Annotated in this window: 26 protein-coding genes; 16 read left to right on the forward strand and 10 right to left on the reverse strand. The window is 62.0% G+C overall.

Annotated elements, in window-relative coordinates:
- Nucleotides 1-73: 73 nt before the first annotated feature.
- On the reverse strand, nucleotides 74-796 hold the full coding sequence (locus CKO11_RS06015; RefSeq protein ID WP_223634340.1) for a uroporphyrinogen-III synthase: 723 nt from the start codon (nucleotides 794-796) through the stop codon (nucleotides 74-76).
- A gap of 69 nt (nucleotides 797-865) precedes the next feature.
- Between CKO11_RS06015 and tsaD the strand changes: the two genes are divergently transcribed.
- From tsaD to phoB, 11 genes are all read left to right on the forward strand, one after another.
- Nucleotides 866-1,960 (forward strand): tRNA (adenosine(37)-N6)-threonylcarbamoyltransferase complex transferase subunit TsaD, encoded by a 1,095-nt coding sequence (tsaD, locus tag CKO11_RS06020; protein WP_223634343.1) that lies wholly within the window; start codon nucleotides 866-868, stop codon nucleotides 1,958-1,960.
- Nucleotides 1,957-2,913: an NAD(P)H-dependent glycerol-3-phosphate dehydrogenase gene (locus CKO11_RS06025; protein WP_223634346.1), complete on the forward strand. Its 957-nt coding sequence runs from the start codon at nucleotides 1,957-1,959 to the stop codon at nucleotides 2,911-2,913. Before tsaD ends, CKO11_RS06025 begins: the two co-directional genes overlap by 4 nt.
- A 1-nt stretch (nucleotide 2,914) precedes the next feature.
- A complete protein-coding gene (locus CKO11_RS06030; RefSeq protein ID WP_223634349.1) occupies nucleotides 2,915-3,184 on the forward strand; it encodes a YciI family protein in 270 nt (89 codons plus the stop codon).
- The gene (locus CKO11_RS06035) at nucleotides 3,184-3,603 is read left to right on the forward strand and encodes an EVE domain-containing protein (RefSeq protein WP_223634381.1); all 420 of its coding nucleotides are present in this window, start codon (nucleotides 3,184-3,186) and stop codon (nucleotides 3,601-3,603) included. The genes CKO11_RS06030 and CKO11_RS06035 overlap by 1 nt, the downstream gene beginning before the upstream one ends.
- A 296-nt stretch (nucleotides 3,604-3,899) precedes the next feature.
- Nucleotides 3,900-4,559, forward strand: coding sequence for a CbiX/SirB N-terminal domain-containing protein (locus CKO11_RS06040; RefSeq protein ID WP_223634384.1), 660 nt, complete (start codon nucleotides 3,900-3,902; stop codon nucleotides 4,557-4,559).
- 119 nt (nucleotides 4,560-4,678) lie between these two features.
- Nucleotides 4,679-5,713 carry a substrate-binding domain-containing protein gene (locus tag CKO11_RS06045; protein WP_223634387.1) on the forward strand — a complete coding sequence of 345 codons (1,035 nt, stop codon included), beginning with the start codon at nucleotides 4,679-4,681 and terminating at the stop codon, nucleotides 5,711-5,713.
- 58 nt (nucleotides 5,714-5,771) lie between these two features.
- Nucleotides 5,772-7,217 carry a phosphate ABC transporter permease subunit PstC gene (pstC, locus tag CKO11_RS06050; RefSeq protein ID WP_223634390.1) on the forward strand — a complete coding sequence of 482 codons (1,446 nt, stop codon included), beginning with the start codon at nucleotides 5,772-5,774 and terminating at the stop codon, nucleotides 7,215-7,217.
- Nucleotides 7,214-8,548, forward strand: coding sequence for a phosphate ABC transporter permease PstA (gene pstA, locus CKO11_RS06055; protein ID WP_223634394.1), 1,335 nt, complete (start codon nucleotides 7,214-7,216; stop codon nucleotides 8,546-8,548). The genes pstC and pstA overlap by 4 nt, the downstream gene beginning before the upstream one ends.
- 10 nt (nucleotides 8,549-8,558) lie before the next feature.
- Nucleotides 8,559-9,356 carry a phosphate ABC transporter ATP-binding protein PstB gene (gene pstB / locus CKO11_RS06060; RefSeq protein ID WP_223634397.1) on the forward strand — a complete coding sequence of 266 codons (798 nt, stop codon included), beginning with the start codon at nucleotides 8,559-8,561 and terminating at the stop codon, nucleotides 9,354-9,356.
- Between the two features lie 12 nt (nucleotides 9,357-9,368).
- Nucleotides 9,369-10,079 (forward strand): phosphate signaling complex protein PhoU, encoded by a 711-nt coding sequence (phoU, locus tag CKO11_RS06065; protein ID WP_223634400.1) that lies wholly within the window; start codon nucleotides 9,369-9,371, stop codon nucleotides 10,077-10,079.
- A 3-nt stretch (nucleotides 10,080-10,082) separates the two neighbouring features.
- Entirely contained in the window at nucleotides 10,083-10,775 is a 693-nt protein-coding gene (gene phoB / locus CKO11_RS06070; protein WP_223634403.1) for a phosphate regulon transcriptional regulator PhoB, read from the forward strand.
- A 30-nt stretch (nucleotides 10,776-10,805) separates the two neighbouring features.
- On the opposite strand, the gene CKO11_RS06075 is transcribed toward phoB, so the two are convergent.
- Together CKO11_RS06075 and CKO11_RS06080 are read right to left on the reverse strand one after the other, a co-directional pair.
- Nucleotides 10,806-11,687: a ribokinase gene (locus CKO11_RS06075; RefSeq protein ID WP_223634406.1), complete on the reverse strand. Its 882-nt coding sequence runs from the start codon at nucleotides 11,685-11,687 to the stop codon at nucleotides 10,806-10,808.
- A 51-nt stretch (nucleotides 11,688-11,738) separates the two neighbouring features.
- Nucleotides 11,739-14,006, reverse strand: coding sequence for an NADP-dependent malic enzyme (locus tag CKO11_RS06080; RefSeq protein ID WP_223634409.1), 2,268 nt, complete (start codon nucleotides 14,004-14,006; stop codon nucleotides 11,739-11,741).
- Between the two features lie 110 nt (nucleotides 14,007-14,116).
- Between CKO11_RS06080 and mutS the strand changes: the two genes are divergently transcribed.
- Nucleotides 14,117-16,762, forward strand: coding sequence for a DNA mismatch repair protein MutS (mutS, locus tag CKO11_RS06085; protein ID WP_223634428.1), 2,646 nt, complete (start codon nucleotides 14,117-14,119; stop codon nucleotides 16,760-16,762).
- 109 nt (nucleotides 16,763-16,871) lie between these two features.
- On the opposite strand, the gene CKO11_RS06090 is transcribed toward mutS, so the two are convergent.
- Nucleotides 16,872-17,420: a nucleotide exchange factor GrpE gene (locus tag CKO11_RS06090; RefSeq protein WP_223634431.1), complete on the reverse strand. Its 549-nt coding sequence runs from the start codon at nucleotides 17,418-17,420 to the stop codon at nucleotides 16,872-16,874.
- A 5-nt stretch (nucleotides 17,421-17,425) separates the two neighbouring features.
- Complete coding sequence (hrcA, locus tag CKO11_RS06095; protein ID WP_223634434.1) at nucleotides 17,426-18,484, reverse strand: heat-inducible transcriptional repressor HrcA; 1,059 nt, start codon at nucleotides 18,482-18,484, stop codon at nucleotides 17,426-17,428.
- 113 nt (nucleotides 18,485-18,597) lie between these two features.
- Between hrcA and rph the strand changes: the two genes are divergently transcribed.
- The 4 genes from rph to hemW are packed head-to-tail and all read left to right on the forward strand — an operon-like array spanning nucleotide 18,598 to nucleotide 21,447.
- Nucleotides 18,598-19,311, forward strand: a complete 714-nt coding sequence (gene rph, locus CKO11_RS06100; RefSeq protein WP_223634437.1) for a ribonuclease PH — start codon at nucleotides 18,598-18,600, stop codon at nucleotides 19,309-19,311.
- Entirely contained in the window at nucleotides 19,308-19,919 is a 612-nt protein-coding gene (gene rdgB, locus CKO11_RS06105) for an RdgB/HAM1 family non-canonical purine NTP pyrophosphatase (protein ID WP_223634440.1), read from the forward strand. The genes rph and rdgB overlap by 4 nt, the downstream gene beginning before the upstream one ends.
- Nucleotides 19,916-20,296: a RidA family protein gene (locus CKO11_RS06110; protein WP_223634443.1), complete on the forward strand. Its 381-nt coding sequence runs from the start codon at nucleotides 19,916-19,918 to the stop codon at nucleotides 20,294-20,296. The genes rdgB and CKO11_RS06110 overlap by 4 nt, the downstream gene beginning before the upstream one ends.
- Nucleotides 20,293-21,447: a radical SAM family heme chaperone HemW gene (hemW, locus tag CKO11_RS06115; RefSeq protein ID WP_223634446.1), complete on the forward strand. Its 1,155-nt coding sequence runs from the start codon at nucleotides 20,293-20,295 to the stop codon at nucleotides 21,445-21,447. The genes CKO11_RS06110 and hemW overlap by 4 nt, the downstream gene beginning before the upstream one ends.
- Here hemW and CKO11_RS06120 read toward each other — a convergent pair.
- The 5 genes from CKO11_RS06120 to CKO11_RS06140 all read right to left on the reverse strand — a co-directional run bounded on the left by CKO11_RS06120 (nucleotide 21,444) and on the right by CKO11_RS06140 (nucleotide 25,288).
- A complete protein-coding gene (locus CKO11_RS06120) occupies nucleotides 21,444-22,313 on the reverse strand; it encodes a ChuX/HutX family heme-like substrate-binding protein (protein ID WP_223634449.1) in 870 nt (289 codons plus the stop codon). The two genes, hemW and CKO11_RS06120, sit on opposite strands and share 4 nt — an antisense overlap.
- A gap of 107 nt (nucleotides 22,314-22,420) precedes the next feature.
- On the reverse strand, nucleotides 22,421-23,236 hold the full coding sequence (locus tag CKO11_RS06125; RefSeq protein WP_223634466.1) for a DUF1217 domain-containing protein: 816 nt from the start codon (nucleotides 23,234-23,236) through the stop codon (nucleotides 22,421-22,423).
- Complete coding sequence (flbT, locus tag CKO11_RS06130; RefSeq protein WP_223634469.1) at nucleotides 23,233-23,637, reverse strand: flagellar biosynthesis repressor FlbT; 405 nt, start codon at nucleotides 23,635-23,637, stop codon at nucleotides 23,233-23,235. Before flbT ends, CKO11_RS06125 begins: the two co-directional genes overlap by 4 nt.
- Entirely contained in the window at nucleotides 23,634-24,011 is a 378-nt protein-coding gene (gene flaF, locus CKO11_RS06135; RefSeq protein WP_223634472.1) for a flagellar biosynthesis regulator FlaF, read from the reverse strand. Before flaF ends, flbT begins: the two co-directional genes overlap by 4 nt.
- A gap of 89 nt (nucleotides 24,012-24,100) precedes the next feature.
- Nucleotides 24,101-25,288 carry a flagellin gene (locus CKO11_RS06140; RefSeq protein WP_223634475.1) on the reverse strand — a complete coding sequence of 396 codons (1,188 nt, stop codon included), beginning with the start codon at nucleotides 25,286-25,288 and terminating at the stop codon, nucleotides 24,101-24,103.
- Nucleotides 25,289-25,348 lie beyond the last annotated feature (60 nt).

Here is a 25,348-nt window from a genome sequence, read left to right on the forward strand (position 1 = left end):
CCAATCCTCCAGTCCGCGCCGACGCGCGCTTATTCTTCGATTGCGCGCAGTCTATTGGCGGGCGTCGCGGGGCTCAACCGGAACTGTCTCGCATCAGTGCGACAAGTGCGTCCATTAGCCCCTCTGCCGAGGGCTTGGCCGCCACCCGCATCTCAACATGGGCAAGCCCCGCACAGGTCTGCGCCGCGGCGGGGGAAATGGCCGCGATTCGCAACCGCGCCCGCGCCTCTTGCGCGGCGGCGGTCAGCAAGCGCCCGCTATTGGGCGAAAACACCGGCACCAAAAGCGGCACCGCGCGATCCAACAGATCTTGCATTTCCGTGCTGGGCGGCTGGGGCACCTGCGCATAGACCACCGCCTCGGCCACGTTTCGCCCGGCCGCCGTCAGGGTCTGCACCAGCGGAAAAGCACTTTCATTGCCGCGTGCATGCAACATCGACCCACAATCGTCGTGATTAAGGATAAGCGTGCAAAGCGTCTGCGCATTTGGCGCGAAACCCAGCACTTGGAACCCTTTGGCCTGCAGCACCCCAGCGGTGCGCTCGCCCACGCAATAGACCGGCTTGCCCGCCCAGTCAGGCGCCGCCTCAACCGGACCAAGCGCCTGTTCCGAGGTCACAATTAGCGTATCGGCCAGCGGCAAGTCGGCCCCGGTTGGTTCGATCTCGATCAGCGGCGCAATGGTCACCGGCCAATCCGCACCGAAACGGGCGCGAAATTGCCGGGCAAAGCGGTCAGACCCGGCACGGGGACGGGTCAGCAAAAGCCGCGGGCGAAAAGCAGATCTATCGGTCATAGGGGCCTCGGGTTGTGCGATGCCTTCCCCGGTGTTACCTGCGATGAAACGCCTGCGCAACAAAGCCCCATGACCAAAGTGCTTTCCTTTCTTGGTATTGAATCGAGCTGCGATGATACCGCAGCGGCCGTGGTGCGTGCCGATGCGCAAGGCGCCACGGTGCTGGCCTCGGTCGTGGCGGGGCAGGTCGCGCTGCATGCCCCCTACGGTGGCGTCGTGCCGGAGATTGCGGCCCGCGCACATGCTGAAAAGCTGGATAGCTGCGTGGAAGAGGCCCTGACGCAAGCGGGTCTTGACCTGCGCGACCTTGATGGGATCGCGGTCACCGCCGGGCCGGGGCTGATTGGCGGGGTGATGTCGGGCGTGATGTGCGCGCGGGGCCTTGCCGCAGGTTCGGGTCTGCCATTGGTGGGGGTAAACCATCTGGCGGGCCATGCGCTGACACCACGGCTGACCGATGCGTTGGCGTTTCCCTATTTGATGCTGCTGGTGTCGGGCGGGCATTGCCAGTTTTTGATCGCGCGCGGGGCGGACGATTTCCGCCGCCTTGGCGGTACGATCGACGATGCCCCAGGCGAAGCTTTTGACAAGACCGCCAAGCTTTTGGGTCTGCCGCAACCCGGCGGCCCGGTGGTTGAGGCAGAGGCAAAAAAGGGCAACGCGAAAGCCTTTGCCTTCCCGCGCCCGCTTTTGGATCGCCCCGGCTGCGATATGTCTTTCTCGGGTCTGAAAACCGCGCTTTTGCGCGCCCGCGATGCCGAGGTGGCCGCGCATGGCGGGCTTTACCGCCAGACCCGTGCCGATCTGTGCGCCAGTTTCCAGCAAGCCGTTGCCGATGTTCTGGCCGAAAAGACCCGCCGCGCGCTGATGACCTATTTGGCAGAGGCCCCCAAAACCCCGGCCTTGGCCGTGGCGGGGGGCGTTGCGGCGAACCAAACGATCCGCGCGAAACTTGAAAACGTCTGCGCTGAAATGGGCGTGCGTTTTACGGCGCCGCCGCTCAAACTTTGCACCGATAATGCCGCGATGATCGCCTATGCCGGAATCGAGCGGTTTCGTGCTGGCCTTGCGACTGAAGCCGATCTGGTGCCGCGGCCGCGTTGGCCGCTTGACGCAACCGCGCCCACAATGCTCGGATCGGGCAAAAAGGGGGCAAAGGCATGACTATTGCGGTTTTAGGGGCCGGCGCCTTTGGCACAGCGCTGGCGATCACGCTGGCGCAGGCGGGCAAGGTCACGCTTTGGGCACGCGATCCGGCCCATGCCGAGCAGATGCATACCGCGCGCGTCAATGACCGCCGCCTGCCCGGGGCGCCCTTTCCCGACACATTGTCCGTCACGGCGGACATTGGTTGTGTTTCGACAGCAGAGGTGGTGCTTTTGGCGATGCCGATGCAGCAGATGGGCAGCTTTCTGGCCACCCATGCTGACCTGCTAGAGGGCAAAACGCTCGTTTCTTGTTCCAAGGGGATCGACCTTGCCACCGGGCGCGGCCCGATCGCCTTAATCGAATCCGCCTGCCCGCGCGCCACCGCCGCCGTGCTGACAGGGCCAAGCTTTGCCGCAGATATTGCACGCGGCCTGCCCACAGCACTGACGCTGGCGGCACGCGAAGATGCAAGCGCCCTGCAAACGCGGCTTTCTACCCCCACCCTGCGGCTTTACCGCACGACCGATACCGTGGGGGCCGAATTGGGCGGGGCATTGAAGAACGTCATGGCGATTGCCGCGGGCGTGGTGATTGGCGCCAAGCTGGGCGATTCGGCCCGCGCCGCGCTGATGACCCGAGGCTTTGCGGAAATGAGCCGCTTGGCGCTGAAACTGGGCGCGCGGCCTGAAACGCTGGATGGCCTGTCGGGTTTTGGCGATCTGGTGCTGACCTGCACCTCATCCCAATCGCGCAATTTCCGCTTTGGTCTGGCTTTGGGACAAGGCGAAGAGTTCGACGCCGGGACCACCGTCGAAGGCGCGGCCACCGCCCGCGCCGCCGTGCAACTGGGGCAGCGCCACGGGATCGATCTGCCCGTTACCGCCATGGTCGCCGCGCTGGTGGCGCGCGATCTTTCTGTTTCCGACGCCGCTGCGGCGTTGCTTTCGCGTCCGCTCAAGGAGGAATGACATGCTGTACGCCGTGATCTGCCGTGACAAACCCGGCGCCCTGCAAACCCGGCTCGATACCCGCGCCGCCCATCTGGCCTATATCGAGGAAACCGGGATCGTGGCGATGGCCGGACCGTTTCTTGAAGGTGGGGAAATGTGCGGCTCACTGGTGATTTTGGACTGTGACAGCCTTGAAACCGCGCAAAACTGGGCCGCAGGCGACCCTTATGCCGCCGCCGGTCTGTTTGACAGCGTCACTGTGCAGGAATGGAAAAAGGTGATCGGCTGATGGCGAAATGGCTTTTCAAATCCGAACCCAATGTCTGGTCTTGGGACATGCAGGTCGCCAAGGGCGATGTGGGCGAGGAATGGAATGGCGTGCGCAATTACCAGGCCCGCAACAACATGCGCGCCATGCAGATCGGGGATCAGGGCTTTTTCTACCATTCCAATATTGGCAAAGAAGTGGTCGGCATCGTCGAGGTTTGCGCGCTTAGCCACCAAGATTCCACCACCGAGGACACGCGCTGGGATTGCGTGGACATTCGTGCGATCCGCCCGTTGGCCCGCCCGGTGACCTTGGCCGAGGTGAAAGCCGATCCGCGCTTGTCGGAAATGGCGCTTGTCACCTCAATGAGGTTGTCGGTGCAGCCGGTCACGGAAGAAGAATGGAAGATCATTTGCGAATTGGGGGGCGTTGATCCCTAATCGCACGGCCCAGATCAAGTGGCAAAGGGGACGTGCTTGCCCCGCCAAAAAATAGGAGGGCCCCGGCACCCCTACCAGGACCCTCCTCACCCCACGTGCTCCCCTACGCACCACACGTGAAACTGTCTATTGGGTTCTGGCCTTCCTGGCCGGTAAGTCGGTTCTAGGCGAAACCGTGATTCGCCGCAACCGCACAGTGCAAACAATATGACGCAATTACAAAGGCTTGGCGTCATATTTCGTTAACCAATTCAGCTGCTCTTGCCGTTGCGACGCGCCGCACTAAGCTTGCGCGGATGCAAGATGTTCTGATTGTCGCCCATGGATACCCCTCTGAGCCACAGCCCGCGCAAGCGGCGCTGGAGGCTTTGGCCGCGCAGGTCGATGCGCAACTGCCCCAAATGCGGGTGCGGGGGGCAACCCTTGCCAGCCCCGGGGCGCTGCGCAGCGCGGTCGCCGCGCAGCCAAATGCGATGATCTATCCGTTTTTCATGGCCGAGGGCTGGTTCACCAAGGTGCAACTGCCGCGGCGCTTGGCGGAATTGGGCCATAGCGCGCGCATTCTGCCGCCTTTCGGAAGCGATCCGGCCTTGCCCGATCTGATCTTGCAAAAGCTGCACGACGCAGGGCCTGAGGTGATCTTGATCGCGCATGGCTCGCAAGTCTCGCGCAGTTCGCATGACATGACGCTGGCCTTGGCACGCACCCTGACGCCGCACCTGCCACATAGCCATCTGCGCCTTGCCTTCTTGGAAGAACCCCCGCATCTGCGCGATGTGGCCGCACATTATCGCGGCGCCACCTGCCTGCCCTTGTTCGCCCTGCGTGGCGGGCATGTGGCACAAGATATTCCGCAAGCCCTTGAAGAAGTGGGCTTTAGCGGCACCCTTTTACCCGCATTGGGCGAACTGCCACAGGCGCCCACACTTATAGCGAATGCCCTGCAAAACGCCTGAGCGCATTGCACACGGGACCGTCATGCAACTGTCACACAACTTTTGCATAAGCGTCATGGCGCAAGCCTAGGACGGGCACCGAGGCCAGACAGGCCCGCAATGACATTCAGGAGTGATCCATGAAAACCGCGAAATTCGGCGTTTCGGCGCTTGCCATTCTGGCGGCTTCTACCTCGGGCGCGCTGGCGCGCGACCAGATCCAGTCGGCCGGTTCCTCGACCGTTCTGCCCTATGCCACCATCGTTGCCGAAGCCTTCGGCGAAAACTTTGACTTCCCGACCCCGGTTGTCGAAGGCGGCGGCTCCGGTGCTGGCCGTAAAAAACTTTGCGAAGGCGTGGGCGAAAACACCATCGACATCGCCAACTCGTCGAGCCGTATCAAGCAATCGGATATCGACACCTGCGCCGCCAACGGCGTGGCCGAAATCATGGAAGTCCGCATCGGCTATGACGGGATCGTCTTTGCCTCGGACATCAACGGCCCGGACTTCGCCTTCACGCCGTCCGATTGGTATAATGCGCTGGCCGCCGAAGTGGTGGTGGACGGTGAACTCGTCGCCAACCCGAACAAAACCTGGCATGATGTAAACCCGGACCTGCCCGAGCAAGACATCCTCGCCTTCATCCCGGGCACCAAACACGGCACCCGCGAAGTGTTCGACGTGAAAGTGCTGGAAGCGGGCTGTGAAGCCACCGGCGCGCTGGAAGCGCTGGTTGCCGCCAAAGGCGAAGACGACGGCGAAGATGCCTGCCTCGCGCTGCGCACCGACGGCACCTCGGTCGACATCGACGGCGATTACACCGAAACCCTGTCGCGTCTCGACGCCAACCCGAATGCGATCGGCGTCTTCGGTCTGTCGTTCTACCAAAACAACACCGACAAGCTGCGCGTTGCGACCATGTCGGGTGTGGTTCCCTCGACCGAATCGATCGCCACCGGCGAATATCCGGTGTCGCGTCCGCTGTTCTTCTACGTGAAGAAAGCGCATCTTGGCGTGATCCCGGGCCTGCAAGAATACATCGACTTCTTCGTGTCGGACGAAATGGCTGGCCCGGATGGCCCGCTGGCCGCCTATGGCCTCGTGTCGGACCCGGAACTGGCCGCGACCCAGGAAATGGTTGCCGCCGGCACCCCGATGGGCCCGCTGAACTAAGCTCAATCCTGCTAGGTGGCGCTCTCGGGCGCCACCTTTCTCTTGACCGGATCTTCCCATGACCCTCGGCCTTCTTGCGGCGCTTGTGCTTGTCCTCGCCATCGGCGGCTTTTTCCTCGGGCGCCAGCGCGCGCTGAGCACGGCCAAGGGCGATCTGCGCAAGCTGCATTCTCTGCCCGGATATTACGGCCAAACGGTGGCGCTTTTCACCGCTGTGCCCGCTTTTGCCTTTATGGTGTTTTGGCTTTTTGCCCAACCTGCATTGATCGAAACCCGCGTGGCCAAGCTGCTGCCCGGTGAAGAACATCTCGACCTTGTTATGAGTGACGTGCGCAAGATCGCCGAAGGGCTGGATCTGCTTGTCGCGCGCGGGATGCTCAGCAATGCCACCGTCTCTGACATGCGTGCCGATCTCAGCGATGTGCGCTCGCGCATGGGCGATGTGGGCATCGCGCTTGGCTCAAACGTCAAACCCGCCGTGTTTCAGGCGGCCAAGCGCTATCGTGCATTGAACAACATGGGCCACACCGGCATGACGGTGGCGGTTCTGGCTGCGGCGCTTTTGGGCTTTGGCTTTGCCTTTATGCGCATCCGCCCCGAATTCCGCGCCCGCAACGTCTCGGAATCCTTTGTCAAAGTGCTGTTGATCGCGGCGTCCTTGGTGGCGATTGCAACCACGGTCGGGATCGTGCTGTCGCTGGTCTTCGAGACCATCAACTTCTTCAAGATTTATCCGGCGGCAGATTTCTTCTTGTCACTGACCTGGAACCCGAAATTTGGCGGCGGGTCCGAACTGGGCATCTGGCCGCTGATCTGGGGCACGCTTTATGTCTCGCTGATCGCGCTGGCTGTCGCCGTGCCGATCGGGTTGTTCGCGGCAATCTATCTGGCTGAATATGCCTCCAAAAAGCTGCGCGCCATCGCCAAGCCGCTGCTGGAAATTCTCGCCGGTATCCCGACCATCGTCTATGGTCTGTTCGCACTGATCACCGTCGGCCCGATGCTGCGCGATTATTTCGCCGAGCCGATGGGCCTTGGCACCTCTTCTTCTTCGGTGATGACGGCGGGTCTGGTGATGGGGATCATGATCATCCCCTTCGTCTCTTCGCTGTCGGATGACATCATCAACGCGGTGCCGCAATCGCTGCGTGATGGCTCTTATGGGCTGGGTGCCACGCAATCGGAAACCGTCAAACAGGTGATCTTGCCCGCCGCACTGCCCGGCATCGTGGGCGCGATCTTGCTGGCCGCGTCGCGCGCCATTGGCGAAACGATGATCGTGGTGCTGGGCGCGGGCGCGGCGGCGAAACTGTCGCTGAACCCGTTCGAGGCGATGACCACCGTGACGGTGAAAATCGTGTCGCAGCTGACCGGCGATACCGAATTCGCCTCACCCGAAACGCTGGTCGCCTTTGCCCTTGGCCTGACGCTCTTTGGTTTCACGCTGATCCTGAACATCGTCGCACTGGTGATCGTGCGCAAATATCGCGAGCAATACGAATGACGCTGGCCGACATGTCTCACCGCCCCTCGCTTTACACGCTCGATGCCCGCACCAAGGCGCGCAACGCGGCGGAAAAACGCTTTCGCCTGTATGGGATCACCGCCGTCAGCCTTGGCGTGCTGGCGCTGGTGGTGCTGTTGACCTCGGTTCTGGGATCGGGCCTTGGCGCGTTTCGGCAAACCATGTTCACCCTGCCGGTGACGCTGGATGCCGCCGTGCTGGACAAAAAGGGCAATCGCAACCCCGAAGAAATGGCGAAGGCTACCACCATCACCTATGGCAAGGTGCTGACACAGGCGCTGGCCGCCGTGGTGACCGAACGCGGCCTTGCCCCCGAGGGGATGAAAACCAAAGAAATCGGCGCGCTGATTTCCAAAGAAGCCCCCGCCAGCCTGCGCAACATGGTTTTGGCGAACCCCGACCTTCTGGGCACCACAATCGACTTTGAAGTGCTGGCCAACGGCCGCATCGACGGCTTCTTCAAGGGTCGGGTGACAATGGAAAGCGCCGAGCTGGACAGCAATGTAAGCCCCGCGCAGTTGCAATTGGCCCAAGCGATGAAAGAGGCGGGCATGCTGCGCCTTGCCTTCAACCCCGCCTTCATCACCAACCCCGATGCCTCTGAACTGCGGCCCGAATCGGCGGGTCTGGGCGTCGCGATCCTTGGCTCTGCCTATATGATGGTGATCGTTCTCGCGCTTGCGCTGCCGATTGGTGTGGCCGCCTCGATCTATCTTGAGGAATTCGCGCCGCAAAACCGTTTCACCGACCTGATCGAGGTGAACATCGCCAACCTTGCCGCAGTGCCCTCGATCGTCTTCGGTATTCTGGGTCTGGCGGTTTTCATCAACTATGCCGAACTGCCGCAATCGTCGCCCTTGGTGGGCGGTCTGGTGCTGACGCTGATGACGCTTCCGACGATCATCATTGCCACCCGCGCCGCGCTGAAGGCCGTGCCGCCCTCGATCAAGGATGCGGCACTGGGGGTTGGCGCCTCGAAGATGCAAACGATCTTTCACCATGTGCTGCCGCTTGCGCTGCCCGGCATCCTGACCGGCACGATCATCGGCCTGGCCCAAGCTTTGGGCGAAACCGCGCCGCTTTTGCTGATCGGCATGGTCGCCTTTGTCAAAGACTACCCTGCTGCGCCTCCTGAAGGCTTCCTTGATCCCGCCGCCGCGCTGCCGGTGCAGGTCTATAACTTCACGCAACGCTCCGACCCCGCTTTCATCGAGCGCGCGTCGGGGGCTATCATCGTGCTGCTGGTCTTCTTGCTGACGATGAACATCCTCGCGGTGCTTCTGCGTCGCCGCTTCGAACGGCGCTGGTAAGGATATGACGATGAACGACATGAGATTGACGGAGAGAACCGTGGACGCCACCGATATCAAGATCGCCGCGCGCAAAGTGCAGGTGTTCTACGGCACGACCCACGCCATCAAGGATGTCGATGTCGACATTCTGGATAAGACGGTCACCGCCTTCATCGGCCCGTCGGGCTGTGGGAAATCGACCTTCTTGCGCTGCATCAACCGGATGAACGACACGATCGACATCTGCCGGGTCGAGGGCGACATCCTTCTGGATGGCGAAGACATCTACGACAAGAAGGTCGACCCGGTGCAGTTGCGCGCCCGTGTCGGCATGGTGTTCCAAAAACCGAACCCGTTCCCGAAATCGATTTATGACAACGTGGCTTACGGCCCGAAAATCCACGGCCAAGTGAAAAACAAGGCCGAACTGGATGAGATCGTCGAAGCGTCTTTGCGCAAGGCGGCGCTTTGGAACGAGGTCAAGGACCGGCTTGATGCGCCGGGCACCGGCCTTTCGGGCGGCCAGCAACAGCGCCTGTGCATTGCGCGCGCGGTGGCGACCAGCCCCGAAGTGCTGCTGATGGACGAGCCTTGCTCGGCGCTTGACCCGATTGCGACCGCACAGGTCGAAGAACTGATCGATGAGCTGCGCGAGAACTTCTCGGTCGTCATCGTCACCCACTCGATGCAGCAGGCCGCGCGGGTTTCGCAGCGCACGGCCTTCTTTCACCTCGGCAATCTCGTCGAATTCGGCGAAACCGGGCAAATCTTCACCAATCCGCGCGATCCCCGCACGGAAAGCTACATCACCGGCCGCATCGGTTGAGGAAAGTCTGACATGAGCCAGCATATCGTTTCATCCTTCGACCGTGACCTGGAGGCCGCGCAGGCCATGGTCGTCAAGATGGGGGGCCTTGTCGAAAGCCAGGTGCTCGACGCCGCGCAGGCGCTTGAAAACCGCGACGAGGAACTGGCCGAGCAAGTCCGCCAGCGCGACAAGCAGGTTGATCAGCTTGAAGAGATGATCAACACCGAGGCCGCGCGGTTGATCGCGCTGCGCGCGCCGCATGCCTCTGATCTGCGCGTCGCGCTAAGCGTGATCAAGATCGCCGGCAGTCTGGAGCGGGTGGGCGATTATGCCAAGAACATGGGCAAGCGCACCAAGGTGATTGCCGATATGCCCTCGATCAACGGATCGTCGGGTGCGATCAAGCGCATGGCCGTGGCCGTCGAAGGCATGCTGAAAGATTCGATCGACAGCTTCATCCAGCGCGACGCCAATCTGGCCGCCGATGTGCGCGCCCGCGATGTGCAGATCGACCAGATGTATAACGCGCTGTTTCGCGAATTCCTGACCTATATGATGGAAGACCCGCGCAACATCACGCCCTGCATGCATCTGCATTTCATCGCCAAGAACATCGAACGGATGGGCGATCTGTGCACGTCGATCGCCGAGCAGGTGACCTATCTGGTCACCGGTGAAATGCCTGATGACTCGCGGCCCAAGGCCGATAGTGTGACCGATTTCATCCCCGGGGAGAGTTGATTTATGAGTCCGGCGCAACAGCCCTGTGTTTTGGTGGTAGAAGACGAATCGGCCCAGCGCGAGGTTTTGCAATATAACCTCGAGGCCGAAGGGTTCCGGGTGGCCATGGCCGTGAACGGGGACGAGGCGCTTTTGCTTGTCCGCGAAGAAAAGCCCGATCTGATCGTTCTCGACTGGATGCTGCCCAATGTCTCGGGCATTGAAATTTGCCGCCGCGTGAAGGCGAACCCCGATACCCGCGCGATCCCGATCATCATGCTGTCGGCCCGCTCCGAAGAGGCGGACCGCGTGCGCGGGCTTGAAACCGGGGCGGATGATTACGTCGTTAAACCTTATTCGGTCGTTGAACTGATGGCGCGGTTGCGCACGCAATTGCGCCGCACGCGCCCCGCCACAATGGGCGAACGGCTGACCTATGACGACATTATCCTTGATGCCGCCGAACATCGCGTGTTCCGCGATGGCGCGCCGCTGAAACTGGGCCCGACGGAATTTCGCCTCTTGTCGACGCTGATGGAAAAACCCGGCCGGGTCTGGACCCGCGATCAACTTCTGGATCGGGTTTGGGGGCGCGATATTTACGTCGATACCCGCACCATCGATGTGCATGTGGGTCGGTTGCGCAAGGCGCTGATGGTCAACGGCGGGTCTGACCCGGTGCGCACCGTGCGCGGCACCGGCTATTCGCTGGGCTGATATATTAGGCAGCCTGTTGGCGGCGCGCGCCTAGGCCCGCGCCGTCAGAAATGCATCCACCTCTGAACGCTGCGGGATCGCTGCTGCCGTGCCGGCCCGCGTGACCTTCACCGCCGAGGCGGCCGCCGCGAGCCGCATCGCCTGCGCGGGTTTCAACCCATCGGCCAGCCCGGCGACCAGATAGCCCGTAAAAGTATCGCCCGCCGCCGTGGTATCGACCGCCTCCACCTTAAACGCAGGCTGTTCATACTCTGTGCCCGCCACAAGATCGTGCCAGACCGCACCCTTGGCACCATGGGTCACGCAAATCGCGCGCACCGGCAGCGCCTGCAACTCCACATTCAGCGCCGCGCACAATTGCGCCGCTTCGACCGCATTGAGCAAAAGCAGATCAAGCTTATCAAGCACCGCGCCCACGGCTTCGGCCTCAAACGGCGCAGCGGAATAGGCCACGAACACGCCCTTGCGCCGGGCCAGTGCCACCGCCTCGACCTGAAGCGCGGTTTCATTTTGCATCAAGAGGTAATCGCCCGGCTCAGCATCCGACAGCGCCGCCTCCAGCGCGGTCAGCGGGATCGCCCGGTTCGCCCCGCCAAAGATCACGATGGAATTTTCGCCATCGGCATCGACATTGATGATCGCATGGCCCGAGGCGGTCTCTCCTTCGGCAACATGGGTGCAATCGACACCGTCGGCGCGCAATTCCTCGCGCATCCAGCGGCCATCGGCGCCAATCGCCCCGATATGGCGCACATCGGCCCCGGCCCGCGCCGCGGCGACCGACTGGTTCGCCCCCTTGCCGCCCAAGCCCCGGTCATAGGTGCTGGCGGCCAGCGTTTCACCGGGCAGCGGCAAATGCGGCAGCCGGTAGAAATGATCGGCATTGATCGAGCCGAGGTTGAAGATCGTCATGGCACCCTCTTGCGGAACGTGGCCGAAGACTGCCCCGTTCCGCTAAGAGATTCAACGCGTTTGGCCCAGACGGCTGGCCGACAGCGCCGCCATATGCAGAATATCGTTCACCGTGGCCCGGTTCGAACAGATCTGCACCGAATGCGGGATGCCCGTCAGGATCGGGCCGATCACCGTTGCCCCCGCCATTTCCTGCATCAGCTTGACAGAGATCGAGGCCGAGTGCCGCGCCGGCACCACCAGAATATTCGCCGGCCCGGTCAGGCGGCAGAACGGGTAGTGCTTCATCATCTCGGGGTTCAGCGCCACATCGACGGCCATCTCGCCGTCATATTCGAAATCGACCCCGCGCTCATCCAGCACCTGCGGCGCGACATGCATTTTCATCGCGCGTTCCGAGACCGGATAGCCAAAGGTCGAGAACGAGGCAAAGGCCACCCGCGGCTCGATCCCGAGCCCGCGCGCCACCCGTGCGCCCGCCACGGCGATATCGGCCAGATCGTTTTCATCGGGCCATTCATGCACCAAGGTATCGCCGATCAGCACCACCTTGCCCTTGTGCAACAGCGCGGTGATCCCCACGGCCCCATCAGAGGGTTTCGCATCGATCACCTTGTTGATCAGTTCCAGCACATGCGCCGATTTGCGCGTGGCCCCGGTGATCATCCCGTCGCCATGGCCATGCACCAGCATCAGCGCGGCAAACACATGCCGGTCGCGCGTGGCAAGCTTATGCGCGTCTTCGCGGTCCATCCCCTGCCGTTGCAGGCGGCGATACAGGTAATCCTTGTAAGTCTCGATATGCTTGCAATTGGCCGAGTTGACAATTTGCAGCTCGCGATAGGCATCGCCGATGCCCGCCGCTTCCAATTGTTCCTTCACATGCTGTTCGCGGCCCACGACCAGCGCCGTGCCCATGCCGCCGCGTTGATAGGCCACCGCCGCGCGCAAAACACGCGGATCGTCGCCCTCGGCAAAGATCATCCGCGCCTGCGCCTGACGGGCGCGCGCATTAATGCCTTGCAAAATGGCGGCGGTCGGGTCCATCCGCGCCTTCAGGCTTTGCGCATAGCCTTCCATATCGATGATCGGGCGGCGCGCGACCCCGGTATCCATCCCGGCTTTGGCCACCGCAGGCGGGATCACATGGATCAGGCGCGGGTCAAACGGCGTCGGGATGATGTAATCGCGGCCAAAGGTCAGCTTGCGGCCATAGGCCATCGCCACCTCATCGGGCACGTCTTCGCGCGCCAGATCGGCGAGCGCCCGGGCACAGGCGATCTTCATCTCGTCATTGATCGCACGGGCGTGAATATCCAGCGCACCACGGAACAGATATGGAAAGCCCAGCACGTTGTTCACTTGGTTCGGATAGTCGGACCGGCCCGTGGCCACGATGGCATCTGGGCGCACCGATTGCGCATCTTCGGGGGTGATTTCCGGGTCCGGGTTCGCCATGGCGAAGATCACCGGATTGTCGGCCATGGTCGACACCATATCGGGCGTCAGCGCGCCTTTGGCCGACACGCCCAGAAACACATCGCAGCCCTTCATCGCATCTTCCAACGTGCGCGCATCGGTCTGCGCCGCATGGGCCGATTTCCACTGGTTCATCCCCTCGGTGCGGCCTTGGTAGATCACGCCCTTGGTATCGCACATGATGCAATTGTCATGCTTGGCGCCCATCGCTTTGATGAGTTCCAGACAGGCAATTCCGGCAGCCCCGGCGCCGTTCAGCACGATCTTGCAATCTTCGATCTTCTTGCCAGACAGTTCGAGCGCGTTGATCAGACCCGCCGCGCAAATCACCGCCGTGCCGTGCTGATCGTCATGGAACACCGGAATGTCCATGATCTCTTTCAGACGCTGCTCGATGATGAAACATTCGGGCGCCTTGATATCTTCAAGGTTGATCCCGCCGAAGGTCGGCCCCATCAGGCTTACGGCCTTGATGATCTCATCGGGGTCTTCGGTGTCCAGTTCGATATCGATGGCGTTGACATCGGCAAAGCGCTTGAACAGCACCGCCTTGCCCTCCATCACCGGTTTCGACGCCAGCGCCCCTAGGTTGCCCAGGCCCAAGATCGCCGTGCCGTTCGAAATCACCGCCACCATATTGCCCTTGACCGTGTAGTCATAGGCGGTTTCGGGCCGATCCGCGATCGCTTCCACCGGCACCGCAACGCCGGGCGAATAGGCAAGGCTCAAGTCCCGCTGCGTGGTCATCGGCTTCGAGGCGACAACCTCAAACTTCCCCGGGGTCGGGTCGAGGTGGTAGGCCAGCGCTTCTTCAGGCGTGACGCGGTTCTTGGTGGACATGGGCCAAACTCCTCCAATAGGCGGTTCCTCTTAACGCCCTTGTCCGACTGCCTCAATCGGTTTGCACGGGGGTGCGGCCTTTTATAATGTGCGCGGCGCAGGGGGAAATCATGGCAAATGAAACCGTCACGCCGATGATGGCGCAATATCTGTCCATCAAGGAAGCGAATGCTGGCGCGCTCCTGTTCTATCGGATGGGCGATTTCTACGAGATGTTTTTTGACGATGCGGTGGCCGCAGCCGCCGCGCTCGACATCGCACTGACGAAACGCGGCATGCATATGGGGCAGGAAATCCCGATGTGCGGCGTGCCCGTCCACGCCGCCGAAGGCTATCTGCTGACACTGATCCGCAAAGGCTTTCGCGTCGCGATTGCCGAACAGCTGGAAGACCCGGCCGAGGCCAAGAAACGCGGCGCGAAATCGGTGGTCAAACGCGATGTGGTGCGGCTGGTCACGCCGGGCACGCTGACCGAAGAAAGCCTGCTGGAGGCGCGGCGCCACAACTTCTTGGCCGCTTGGGGCGAGGTGCGCGAAGAAGGCGCGCTGGCTTGGGTCGATATTTCGACCGGCGAATTTCGGGTGATGCCCTGCCCGCTTTCCCGCCTTGGCCCGGAACTGGCCCGTCTTGCGCCGCGCGAAGTGCTGGTGAGCGAAGCGAAAGAGCAAGATTGCGCTGAAATCGTCTCTGATTTGCGCGCCGCACTGACCCCCTTGGCGCGGTCGAGCTTTGACAGCCAAGGCGCAGAAAAGCGTCTGTGCGACCTGTTCTCCGTGGGCTCTTTGGATGCGTTTGGGTCTTTTTCGCGCGCCGAGATTTCGGCCATGGGCGCCTTGGTCGACTATCTTGACCTGACCCAGCGCGGGAAATTGCCCCTACTGCGCCGCCCATTGCGCGAGGAAGCGGGCAGCTTGGTGCAAATCGATGCCGCCACGCGCCGCAACCTTGAACTGACGCAGGCGCTGTCGGGGGGGCGTGAGGGCTCGCTTCTCGCCACCATCGACCGGACGGTAACGGCGGGGGGGGCGCGGCTTTTGGAACGCCGCCTTTCTGCCCCCTCGCGTGATCTGTCTCAGATCCATGCCCGCCATGATGCGGTACGTTTTCTGCTGGAACAGGGTCGATTTGCCGAAGATCTGCGCGCCGATCTGAAGCGCTGCCCCGATATTGACCGCGCGCTGAGCCGCCTTGCGCTGGACCGGGGTGGCCCACGCGATCTGGCCGCTATTCGCAACGGGCTCGACCAAGCTGGGCGTATTGCCGAACGGCTGGCCGAAACCGAGGCCCCCGCGATTTTGGCCGAAGCCGCCGCGCGGTTACAGGGGCATGAGGATCTGGTGGCCCTGCTGGAGGCGGCACTGATTGCCGACCCCCCGCTTTTGGCCCGCGATGGCGGGTTCATCGCCACGGGCTATGATGAAGAACTCGACAAGACCCGCCAATTGCGTGACGAGGGGCGCGGGATCATCGCCAAAATGCAGGCCGAGTTCATCGAAGAAACCGGCATCGCCTCGCTGAAGATCAAGCACAACAACGTGCTGGGCTATTTCATCGAGACCACGGCGGTGCATGCCGAAAAGATGCTGGCCCCGCCGCTTTCGGCCCGCTTCATCCACCGCCAGACCACGGCCAACCAAGTGCGCTTCACCACGGTGGAATTAAGCGAGTTGGAAACCCGGATTTTGAACGCGGGCAACCATGCGCTCGACATCGAAAAACGGCTCTATGAAAGCCTGAAAGGCGCGATTTTGGCCGCCGCCGGGCCAATTTCAGAAGCGTCGCGCGCCTTGGCCGAGGTCGACCTTGCCGCCGCTTTTGCGGACCTTGCGGCGGCCGAAGATTGGGTCGAACCCATCGTTGATGACAGCCACGCGTTTGAGATCGCGGGCGGGCGCCACCCGGTGGTGGAAGCGGCGCTAAAACGCCAAGGCGAGCCATTTGTCGCGAATGACTGCGCGCTCACCTCGGGGCCGACCCCCGCGATTTGGCTGCTCACCGGCCCGAACATGGCCGGGAAATCGACCTTTTTGCGCCAAAACGCCTTGATCGCGCTTTTGGCACAAACCGGCAGCTATGTGCCCGCAAAGCGCGCCCATGTGGGGCTGGTGAGCCAGATTTTCAGCCGCGTTGGGGCGGCGGATGATTTGGCGCGGGGGCGCTCCACTTTCATGGTGGAAATGGTCGAAACCGCCGCGATCTTGAACCAAGCCGATGCCCGCGCGCTGGTGATCTTGGATGAAATCGGGCGCGGCACGGCCACTTATGACGGGCTGTCTATTGCTTGGGCGGTGATGGAACATCTGCATGAAACCAACCGCTGCCGGGCGCTGTTTGCCACCCATTACCACGAAATGACCGCGCTGTCGGCCAAGCTTGACGGCGTCGAAAACGCCACCGTCTCGGTCAAGGAATGGCACGGCGAGGTGATCTTCCTGCACGAGGTCAAGAAAGGCGCGGCAGATCGGTCTTACGGGGTGCAAGTGGCGCGGCTCGCGGGGCTGCCCGAAAGCGTGGTGAGCCGCGCGCGGGTGGTGCTGGATGCTTTGGAAAAAGGCGAACGCGAGGGCGGTAAAAAACAGGCGGTGATTGATGATCTACCGCTTTTCTCTGCTGCGGCAGCCCCGCCGCCGCCCGCACCACAAGCTGCCGCCACATCGGATGTGGAAGAGCGTTTGCGCGCCCTGCACCCCGATGACATGACCCCGAAACAAGCGATGGACGCGCTTTATGAATTGCGCGCCCTGTTGAAGGGGTAAAAAAGCGCGGCCCATCAGGCCGCGCCTCAAGGCCTCTCGAAAAGGCCTTCTTTCGACTTTGCGCAAATATCCCGGGGGTCCGGGGGCAGAGCCCCCGGCCTTGGACGGCTCAGCCCTTCGGCGTCGAGCTGACGCCGACTTTCGCCGGGCGCAACAGCCGATCATGCAGCATGAAGCCGGGTTCCATCACCTGAATGATATCGCCCGCGACGGTGTTCGGCACCGGGGCTTCGAACATCGCCTCATGCTCTTGCGGGTCGAATTTGTCGCCCACTTGCGGGGCGACCGCTTTCACGCCATGGCGCGCGAAAACATTGAGCAGCTCGCGCTGCGTCAGCTCCACCCCTTCTATCAAGGCCGGCGCCGCCGCGCGGACATCCTCGCCCGCCGCATCCAGCGCGCGTTTAAGCGCATCGAACACCGGCAACATGTCGCGCGCCAATTTCGAACCGCCGTAATTCTCGGCTTCGCGGCGGTCGCGATCGGCCCGCTTGCGCGCGTTCTCGGCATCGGCCAGCGCGCGCATGAAGCGGTCTTTCAACTCGTCGCGCTCGGCGCGCAGCATCTCGAGCTCGTCGAAATCTTCTTCCAGCGCAGCCGACAGCGCCTCGTCGAGTTGCGCCTGATCTTCTGCCATCTCGTCCTTCTTCTCGGTCATTCGTCTCACCCTTTGCCCCGGCCCGACAGCATTCGCCCGACCAGTTGCGCCGTATAATCCACGATCGGCACGATCCGCCCATAGTTGAGCCGCGTGGGGCCGATGACGCCCACCGCACCGATGATCTTCCGATCCGCGTTCATATAGGGAGAGACCACCAAAGAGGAACCCGAAAGTGAAAAGAGTTTGTTCTCTGAGCCAATAAAAATGCGCACGCCCTCCCCCGTTTCGGCCAGATCGAGGAATTGGGCGATGTCGCGCTTGCGCTCCAGATCGTCAAACAGGGACCGCACCCGGTCTAGATCGTCTTCGCCATCCAGTAGGTTGGAGCTGCCGCGCACAATCAGCCGCTCCCACGGTTCGCCCTGATCGTCCCATTGCGCCAGCCCGCTTTCCACCATTTCAGCGGCCAGCGCATCCAGTTCCTGACGCCGCGCGGCGATATCATCGGCCATTTCGCGGCTCAGTTCGCTCAGCGTATGCCCCTCGGCCAAGGCGTTGAGGAAATTCGCCGCCTCCCGCATAGACGAAGGCGTTTGCCCGGCCGGCGGCGTGAAAACGCGGTTTTCCACCTGCCCATCGGCGGTCACCAGTACCACCAGCGCGCGGTCGGGGGCCAAAGACACAAATTCAATATGCCGGATCGGGGCCTCGACCTTCGGTGCCATCACAAGGCTGGCCCCATGCGTCAGGCCCGACAGCGCCGCCCCCACCCGATCAAGCGCTGTGCCCATATCGGATTCGCCGCCCATCGTGGCCTCTAGCGCGGCGCGATCGGTGGCCTGCACCTCGCTGACTTCCATGAAGCCATCAACAAACATCCGCAGCCCCAATTGCGTGGGCACCCGGCCCGCCGACACATGCGGGCTGCCCAAAAGTCCCAGATATTCGAGATCCTGCATCACGTTGCGAATCGTCGCGGCGGATAATTTCTCGCTCATCTGGCGCGTCAGCGTGCGCGAGCCCACCGGATCGCCGGTTTCCAGATAGCCTTCGACCACCCGGCGAAACACCTCGCGCGAGCGGTCGTTCAGTTCGGAAATGAGTTCGCTGTTGTTCGTCATGGCTCTTATGCGGCATTAAAGCGGGGTTTGGCGTCTCGTCAATCTTGCCTTCGGGGTTGCATCACTTCGCACGGGGCCTCAAATGGGGCCCAAACGCACGGAAAGGATCAATCATGCGCCCCTCTGGCCGTAATCTTGGTGATATTCGCTCGATTTCAATTGAAACCGCTGTGACCAAACATGCCGAGGGCTCTTGCCTGATCAAGATGGGCGATACGCATGTGCTGTGCACTGCGACAATCGAGGATCGCGCGCCCTCGTTCCTCAAAGGCTCGGGTCTGGGCTGGGTCACGGCGGAATATGGCATGCTGCCGCGCGCCACCAATTCGCGCAACCGGCGCGAGGCGGCGGCGGGCAAGCAATCGGGCCGCACGCAGGAAATTCAACGCCTGATCGGGCGGTCTTTGCGCGCGGGCGTGGACCGCTCGGCTTTGGGCGAGCGGCAGATCGTGGTCGATTGTGACGTGCTGCAAGCCGATGGCGGCACCCGCTGCGCCTCGATCACCGGTGGCTGGGTTGCGCTGCGGCTCGCCGTGAACAAACTTCTGAAATCTGGCCTGATCGTCTCGGACCCGATTCTGGATCACGTCGCGGCCATTTCTTGCGGCATTTACGCGGGTCAGCCGGTCGCGGATCTTGATTACGCTGAAGACAGCGAAGCGGGCGTGGATGGCAACTTCATCATGACCGGCGCGGGCCGCTTGGTTGAGGTGCAAATGTCCGCCGAGGGTGCCACCTTCTCGCGCGAACAAATGAACCAACTCCTTGATCTGGCCGAAGCGGGCGTGGCGCAGCTTGTGGCCGCGCAAAAGGCCGCGGTGGCATGAGACGGTTCACCGAAAAGCGGCTTTTGGTCGCCACCCATAACAAGGGCAAGCTCGCGGAAATGCGCGATCTGATGGCCCCTTATGGGGTGGAGGTCGTGGGCGCGGCAGAAATGAACCTGCCCGAACCAGCAGAGACCGAAACCACCTTTGTCGGCAATGCCCGGATCAAGGCCCATGCCGCCGCCAAGGCGACCGGGCTGCCCGCGCTTTCGGACGACAGCGGGATCGAAGTCGATGCCTTGGACGGCGCGCCGGGGGTTTACACCGCTGATTGGGCCGAAACGCCGAATGGCCGCGATTTCGGGATGGCGATGGAGCGCACCTGGGCAGAATGCGAAAAGCGGGGCGCTCCCTTCCCGCGCACGGCCCGCTTCCGCTCCACCCTCGTGCTGGCATGGCCTGACGGACATGATGAAGTGTTTGAGGGCAAGGCCGAAGGTCAGCTTGTTTGGCCGATGCGCGGCGCCCAAGGCCACGGCTACGACCCGATGTTCCAACCCGAGGGCTATGACATTACCTTTGCCGAGATGGACCCGGCGAAGAAGAACGAAATTTCGCATCGCGCCGATGCGTTCCGCAAGTTCGTCAAGGTCATGGAGGCCGAATGATGCGCCGTAACATTTCGGGCGGCTCGCCCTATGAGCCCAAACTCGGCTATTCGCGCGCCGTGGTGCAGGGCGATTGGTGCTTTGTCGCGGGCACGACGGGCGTGGACCCGGCAACCAAAACCTTCCCCGATGCAGTGCTGGATCAGGCACGCAATGCGCTTGCCACGATCAAAGCCGTGCTGGAAGAGGCGGGTTTTAGTTTGAGCGATGTGGTGCGGGCCAATTACATCATCACCGATGCGGCCTATATGGACGACATCATCCCGGCGCTGTCGGAAACCTTTGGCGAGATTCGTCCCGCCGCCACGATGATTGTGGCTGGCCTCGTGAACCCCGCGATGAAGGTCGAGATCGAAGTGACGGCCTATAAGGGATGAGCGATTGGCGGCAGGGGGGCTTTGGCCTTTACGTCCACTGGCCCTTTTGCGCCGCCAAATGCCCCTATTGTGACTTCAACAGCCATGTCGCCAGCACGATCGACCATGCGCGCTGGCGCCATGCCTATTTGGCCGAAATCGACCGGATCGGGGCGGAAACCAAAGGACGGGTACTGAACACCGTTTTCTTTGGCGGCGGCACACCTTCGCTGATGGACCCAGAGACCGTCGCGCAGGTGATTGAGAGCATCCGCGCCACTTGGCCCACGGCGAATGATCTGGAAATCACGCTTGAGGCCAACCCCACAAGTGTCGAATCCGGCCGGTTTAGAGCCTTTTCAGAAGCAGGCGTGACCCGGCTTTCGATGGGCATGCAGGCGATGGATGACGAAAGCCTGAAGCGCCTTGGCCGCATGCACAGCGCTGCCGAGGGGCGCGCGGCCTTTGACATTGCGCGGGCGCATTTTGACCGGGTCAGCTTTGATCTGATCTATGCCCGCCAGGGCCAAAGTCTTGAGGCTTGGGCGCGCGAGTTGACCGAAGCGCTTGCGATGGCGGTGGATCATTTTTCGCTTTACCAACTCACCATCGAAGAGGGCACCGCCTTTGGCCGTTTGTTCGCCGCTGGCAAGCTGCGCGCATTGCCCGAAGAGGAACTGGCCGGCGATATGTATCTGCGCACGCAGGAAATCTGCGAGGCGGCAGGGCTTCCGGCTTATGAGGTGTCGAACCACGCCCGCCCCGGCGCGGAATGCCGCCATAACCTCGTGTACTGGCGCTATGGCGATTATGCAGGCATCGGCCCCGGCGCGCATGGACGGCTTAGTTTCAATGGCACCCGCTACGCGACCGAAGCCCCCAAAGCCCCCGGCGAATGGCTGGCACGCGTGGAACGCGCGGGGAACGGCGAAACCCCGCGCGAAGCGCTGTCGCGCGAGGAAGAGGCGACCGAATTTTTGCTGTTTGGTCTGCGGCTGGCCGAAGGGATCGACCCCACCCGTTATGAACAGCTTTCGGGGCAAAGCCTGCCAGAACAGGCTCTAAATAACCTTGAAAGCTGGGGCATGATTGCGCGCGACCCGGGCCGCATCCGCGCCACCGGGGAAGGCCGTGCGGTGCTCAATGCCGTGATAAGGGAATTGATGCCTTAGGCGGTGGGCAGCTCGTCAAGCATACCGCGCCACATACCGTCGGCGGCGTCATCGCCTGTCGCCATCTGCACGATCCGCTGACCCGCCGCATCGAACGCCTCGACCACAGTGCCATCGCGCCAAACGGCGGCCATGTGATCCATGCGCAGATGCAACTCCAACCCCGGATCCAGCACATTGATCCACGGCCCGGCGGGCAGAACGCGGTGGATCGGGCCGCGATGGGTTTCCACGCAACCGTTGCTTTCCACCGTAAAGCGCACCGACACTCCCAATTCCCCCGCGCGATACATCAGCTTTTCCACCGTACCTGAGGCAAGTTGCACGCCTTGGGCGGCGACCGGCGGCACCGGGGCGGGCGGCAATAGCGCCAATTCAGGCCCTTGATCCTCTGCCGCGAGATCGGCCACCAAAACCGCCCAGGCCGCCGCGTCTGACGCCTCGCGCAGGTGCACCTTATGCACCGCCTCGCCATGGGCATCATAAATCTGGATCGAGCGTTTCGGCCCCTTGTTCGTCGGTTCATCCCAAGCGAAAGCATGAACCCATTGTGCAGGGTCGATCCGCAGATCGATGGTGCCATGGCACACCGTCGCCACCCCATCTGCCGCGCTGAAATTGTCATATTGGCCGACCTTTTCGAGCACGCAGCTTTCATTCCGCGTCAGCGCCATCACCTCGCCCAGCGTCGTGACCGCCGGCAAGAGACGGGCCGGGTCGGCACTGATCCGGGTGGCATGCGACCCAAGGAAGGCGGCGCAAAGCTCTGCCTCGGTGATGCCGATCTCTTGGGCAAAATCGCGGGCGTAGATGCGCGGCTTCTTGGCACGCGCGGCGCGGATCTGTTCGGCGGTCATCTGGGTCATCGGGGCCTTCCAGTCATGCTTGGTCTGCCCGGCCAAGCCGGACGACCTTGTTTAGCACGCATGGAAGAGAGGTCCATCGCACACCCCGCCGCAGCGCGGGACAGCGATCAAAGGAGGATCGAAAAGCTCGACCCGCTGCCTTGCAGCAATTGCAGCGCCACGTTTTGCGAGGTCATGGTGCTGCCTTGGTTCATTTGCGCGCGCACAAGATAGTTGCGCACCACTTTGTCGAGCGTTTCACTGTCAGAAAAAGTCGAAAAATCAGAGGTGCCAAAAACGTATTCGGCTTTGTCCTTGTAGATCTTCAACTGCTGATCGACATCCAAAGACCCGACGCTTGTGGGCAGGCCCAGCGCGGTGCGCATCACTTCGCTCAGCGACGTCGAGCCAATCACCGTATACCATTTGCCATTATTGCTGGTGCTTTTGGCGGCCAGTTCCGGCAGTTCACGCTGTGCGGCCATCGCCAGACGCAGATTGTTGTCGGAATCGCCCACGGCAATCTCGAACTGACGGGTCTCGTATTTGGACAAGATTTCATCGGCAAAGCTGCTTAGGCTGGTGCGCGGCACCTCGTAATCGCCAAAGCCGAAGGCCTCCGACAGCTTCAGATAGGTCTTGTCGGCCATCTTATTGGACAGGGAGTCGCTATCAAGCGTGCCCTCTTCCAGCACTTTGCGGATGAAGTATTTGTTGTCGATATCACTATCGAGCCCGAAGGCGCCAAGCGCCACCTTCAACAGGCGGCGGTCGGCAACCAAATCTTCGGCGGTCGTGATCGAGCCGATCTTTTCCCGAAAATACTCTTCGTCGCGCTGGATATCTGCAGAATTGACGAAAGCCGTCTTCTGCATATCCATCGTGCGGTTGAGCATCTTCCAGCCGGCATAGCCGCTGGCGGGAACGATCGGCGTGTAACTCATGCGCTTTGCGCGGCGAGAAGCCGCTCCTCCCGTGGCAAGAGGGCGCGCAAGCATTTCAGCGCTTGATAATGCTGGTCTTCCAGCACCGCGCTTGAGGCTTGGTTGAGATAGGCGCGGCTGTCGGGGTCGGTCAAAACTTGGCTCAGTTGCTCGATCCCGCGCAGAAGCTGGCGCCGGGCCTCGGTCGGGTCTGCATCGCCCGACAACACCAGTTGCGCGATGTAGCACACGCGCCGCACCGGCGTATTGACCTCTTCGGGGTGGATCGCATCGCGCAGCCGCAAGATATTGGCATTGGGCGTCATAATCGCGAGCCGCGACCGACGATCACCGTTTTCGATCACAGCGCCATTGATCAGCACCCGCTCTTTGGGCGCGAGCTTAAGGACAAGGCCGGTCATTCGGCACCGCCTTCGCGGCGCAAGCCGCGCATGATCGCCGTGTTGATATCAATCAGCACATCGACCGTGGCATCCCCTTTCAGCACCTTGGCGCTGTGGAGTTGCGTGAATTCGTTGAGATAGAAGATCCGCGCCCGCAGCATTTCCGGCAGTTCGTTGTCGGGCTGCGCGACATCGACGGCCAGCGTCGTCCAAAGCTTGCGGTTGTCGTAAAGCGCAGAAACCATCGCGGGGAAGTTGGACTTCGCCATGCCCGCCGTCACCTTGAGGCGGTGGGTCACGCGCGCAAAGATTTCGTATTCGGTGCCGCGCAGGGTGCGGGTGGGCTGACCGGGGTTTGCATAGGCCGTTTTGGCCAGAGTCGTAGCGTTCACGGGAATACCTTCCAGTGGCGATTGGGGTCAGACCGCGGCTTTGCCGCGGAGGGGGGAGGGGGGCGCCTGTGCGGCGCCCCCGGAATTTATTAGCGGAACAGCGACAGGATCGACTGCGGTTGCTGGTTGGCAATCGACAGCGCCTGAATGCCAAGCTGCTGCTGGGTTTGCAGCGCTTGCAGACGGGCCGAGGCCTCTTCCATATCGGCGTCGACCAGCGAGCCGATCCCCGATTTCATGGCCGAGGTCAGGTCGCTCACGAAGGAGGACTGGCTTTCGAGACGCGATTCAACCGCACCGAAGGCCGCAGCCGCGTTGACGGTGGTCGTGATCATCGTTTCGATGTCGGCAAGGGCCGTACCCGCGGTAACGTCGAAGCCGTTCAGCGCGCCCAGGCTACCGCCCGAGCTGGCGGTCACGTCAATCGCGATGTTGAGGTTCGCACCAGTCGCGTTGTTGATGGTCAGCTCACCAGCCGAGGTTTGGTCATACGAAGCCGTCAGACCAGAGATCCCCGAGTTGTTGATCTGATCACGCAGAGCGTTGACCGCGATGTCGTTCGGGGAGTTGCCCGCAGCGGCATCGGCCGCAGTCACGGTGTAGCTGAACTCGCGATCACCAAGCGTGAGCTTGATCTCATCGCCAGCCACAGCAGCAGCAAGCGTGAAGTCCGCGCTGGAGCCCGTCGCAACCGAACCACCCGCCGAATGCGTGTCGGTCGCGATCGTCAGACCGGCAGTGCTGGTCAAAGTCGCGGTACCGGCACCGGGGGTGCTCCCAAGGTCGACGCCCGCCACGTTGATCGTGTTCGCCGTCACGGTCCCGCCGCTACGGTCGATCGAGCCAACAACGGTGGTCGACGCGGTCGAGCCATCGACCAGGTTGACGCCGTTGAATTGCGCGCCGCTGACTTTCGAACGGATCATGTCGACGATTTGCGTGACTTCGGCGTTCAGTTTCGCGGAGTCGGCAGACGGGTCTTGCGCCGCAACGACCTTTTCTTTGATCGACTTGAGGTCGTCGGTGATCGACTCAGCCGCGGTCCGCGCCACCGACACCATCGATTGGCCGGTCGCGAGGTTGGTCGAGACAGTCTCAAAACCCGAAACGTCCGATTCCATCACTTTCGAGATAGCCCAGATCGCCGAGTTGTCTTTGGCCGAACCCACCGATTTACCGGTCGAGATTTCGGACTGGGTTTTCGCCAGGTTCGAGTTGATGCCTTTGAGGGTCTGAAGCGCGACCATCGCGCTGGAGTTCGTGAGAATGCTGGACATGGTTGGTCCCTTTAGTTTGGCGCTTTGCGCCGGGTTTCACATGCCGTCCATTAAACGGCG

Source organism: Rhodobacter sp. TJ_12, assembly GCF_020023995.1.
Taxonomy (GTDB): Bacteria; Pseudomonadota; Alphaproteobacteria; order Rhodobacterales; family Rhodobacteraceae; genus Rhodobacter.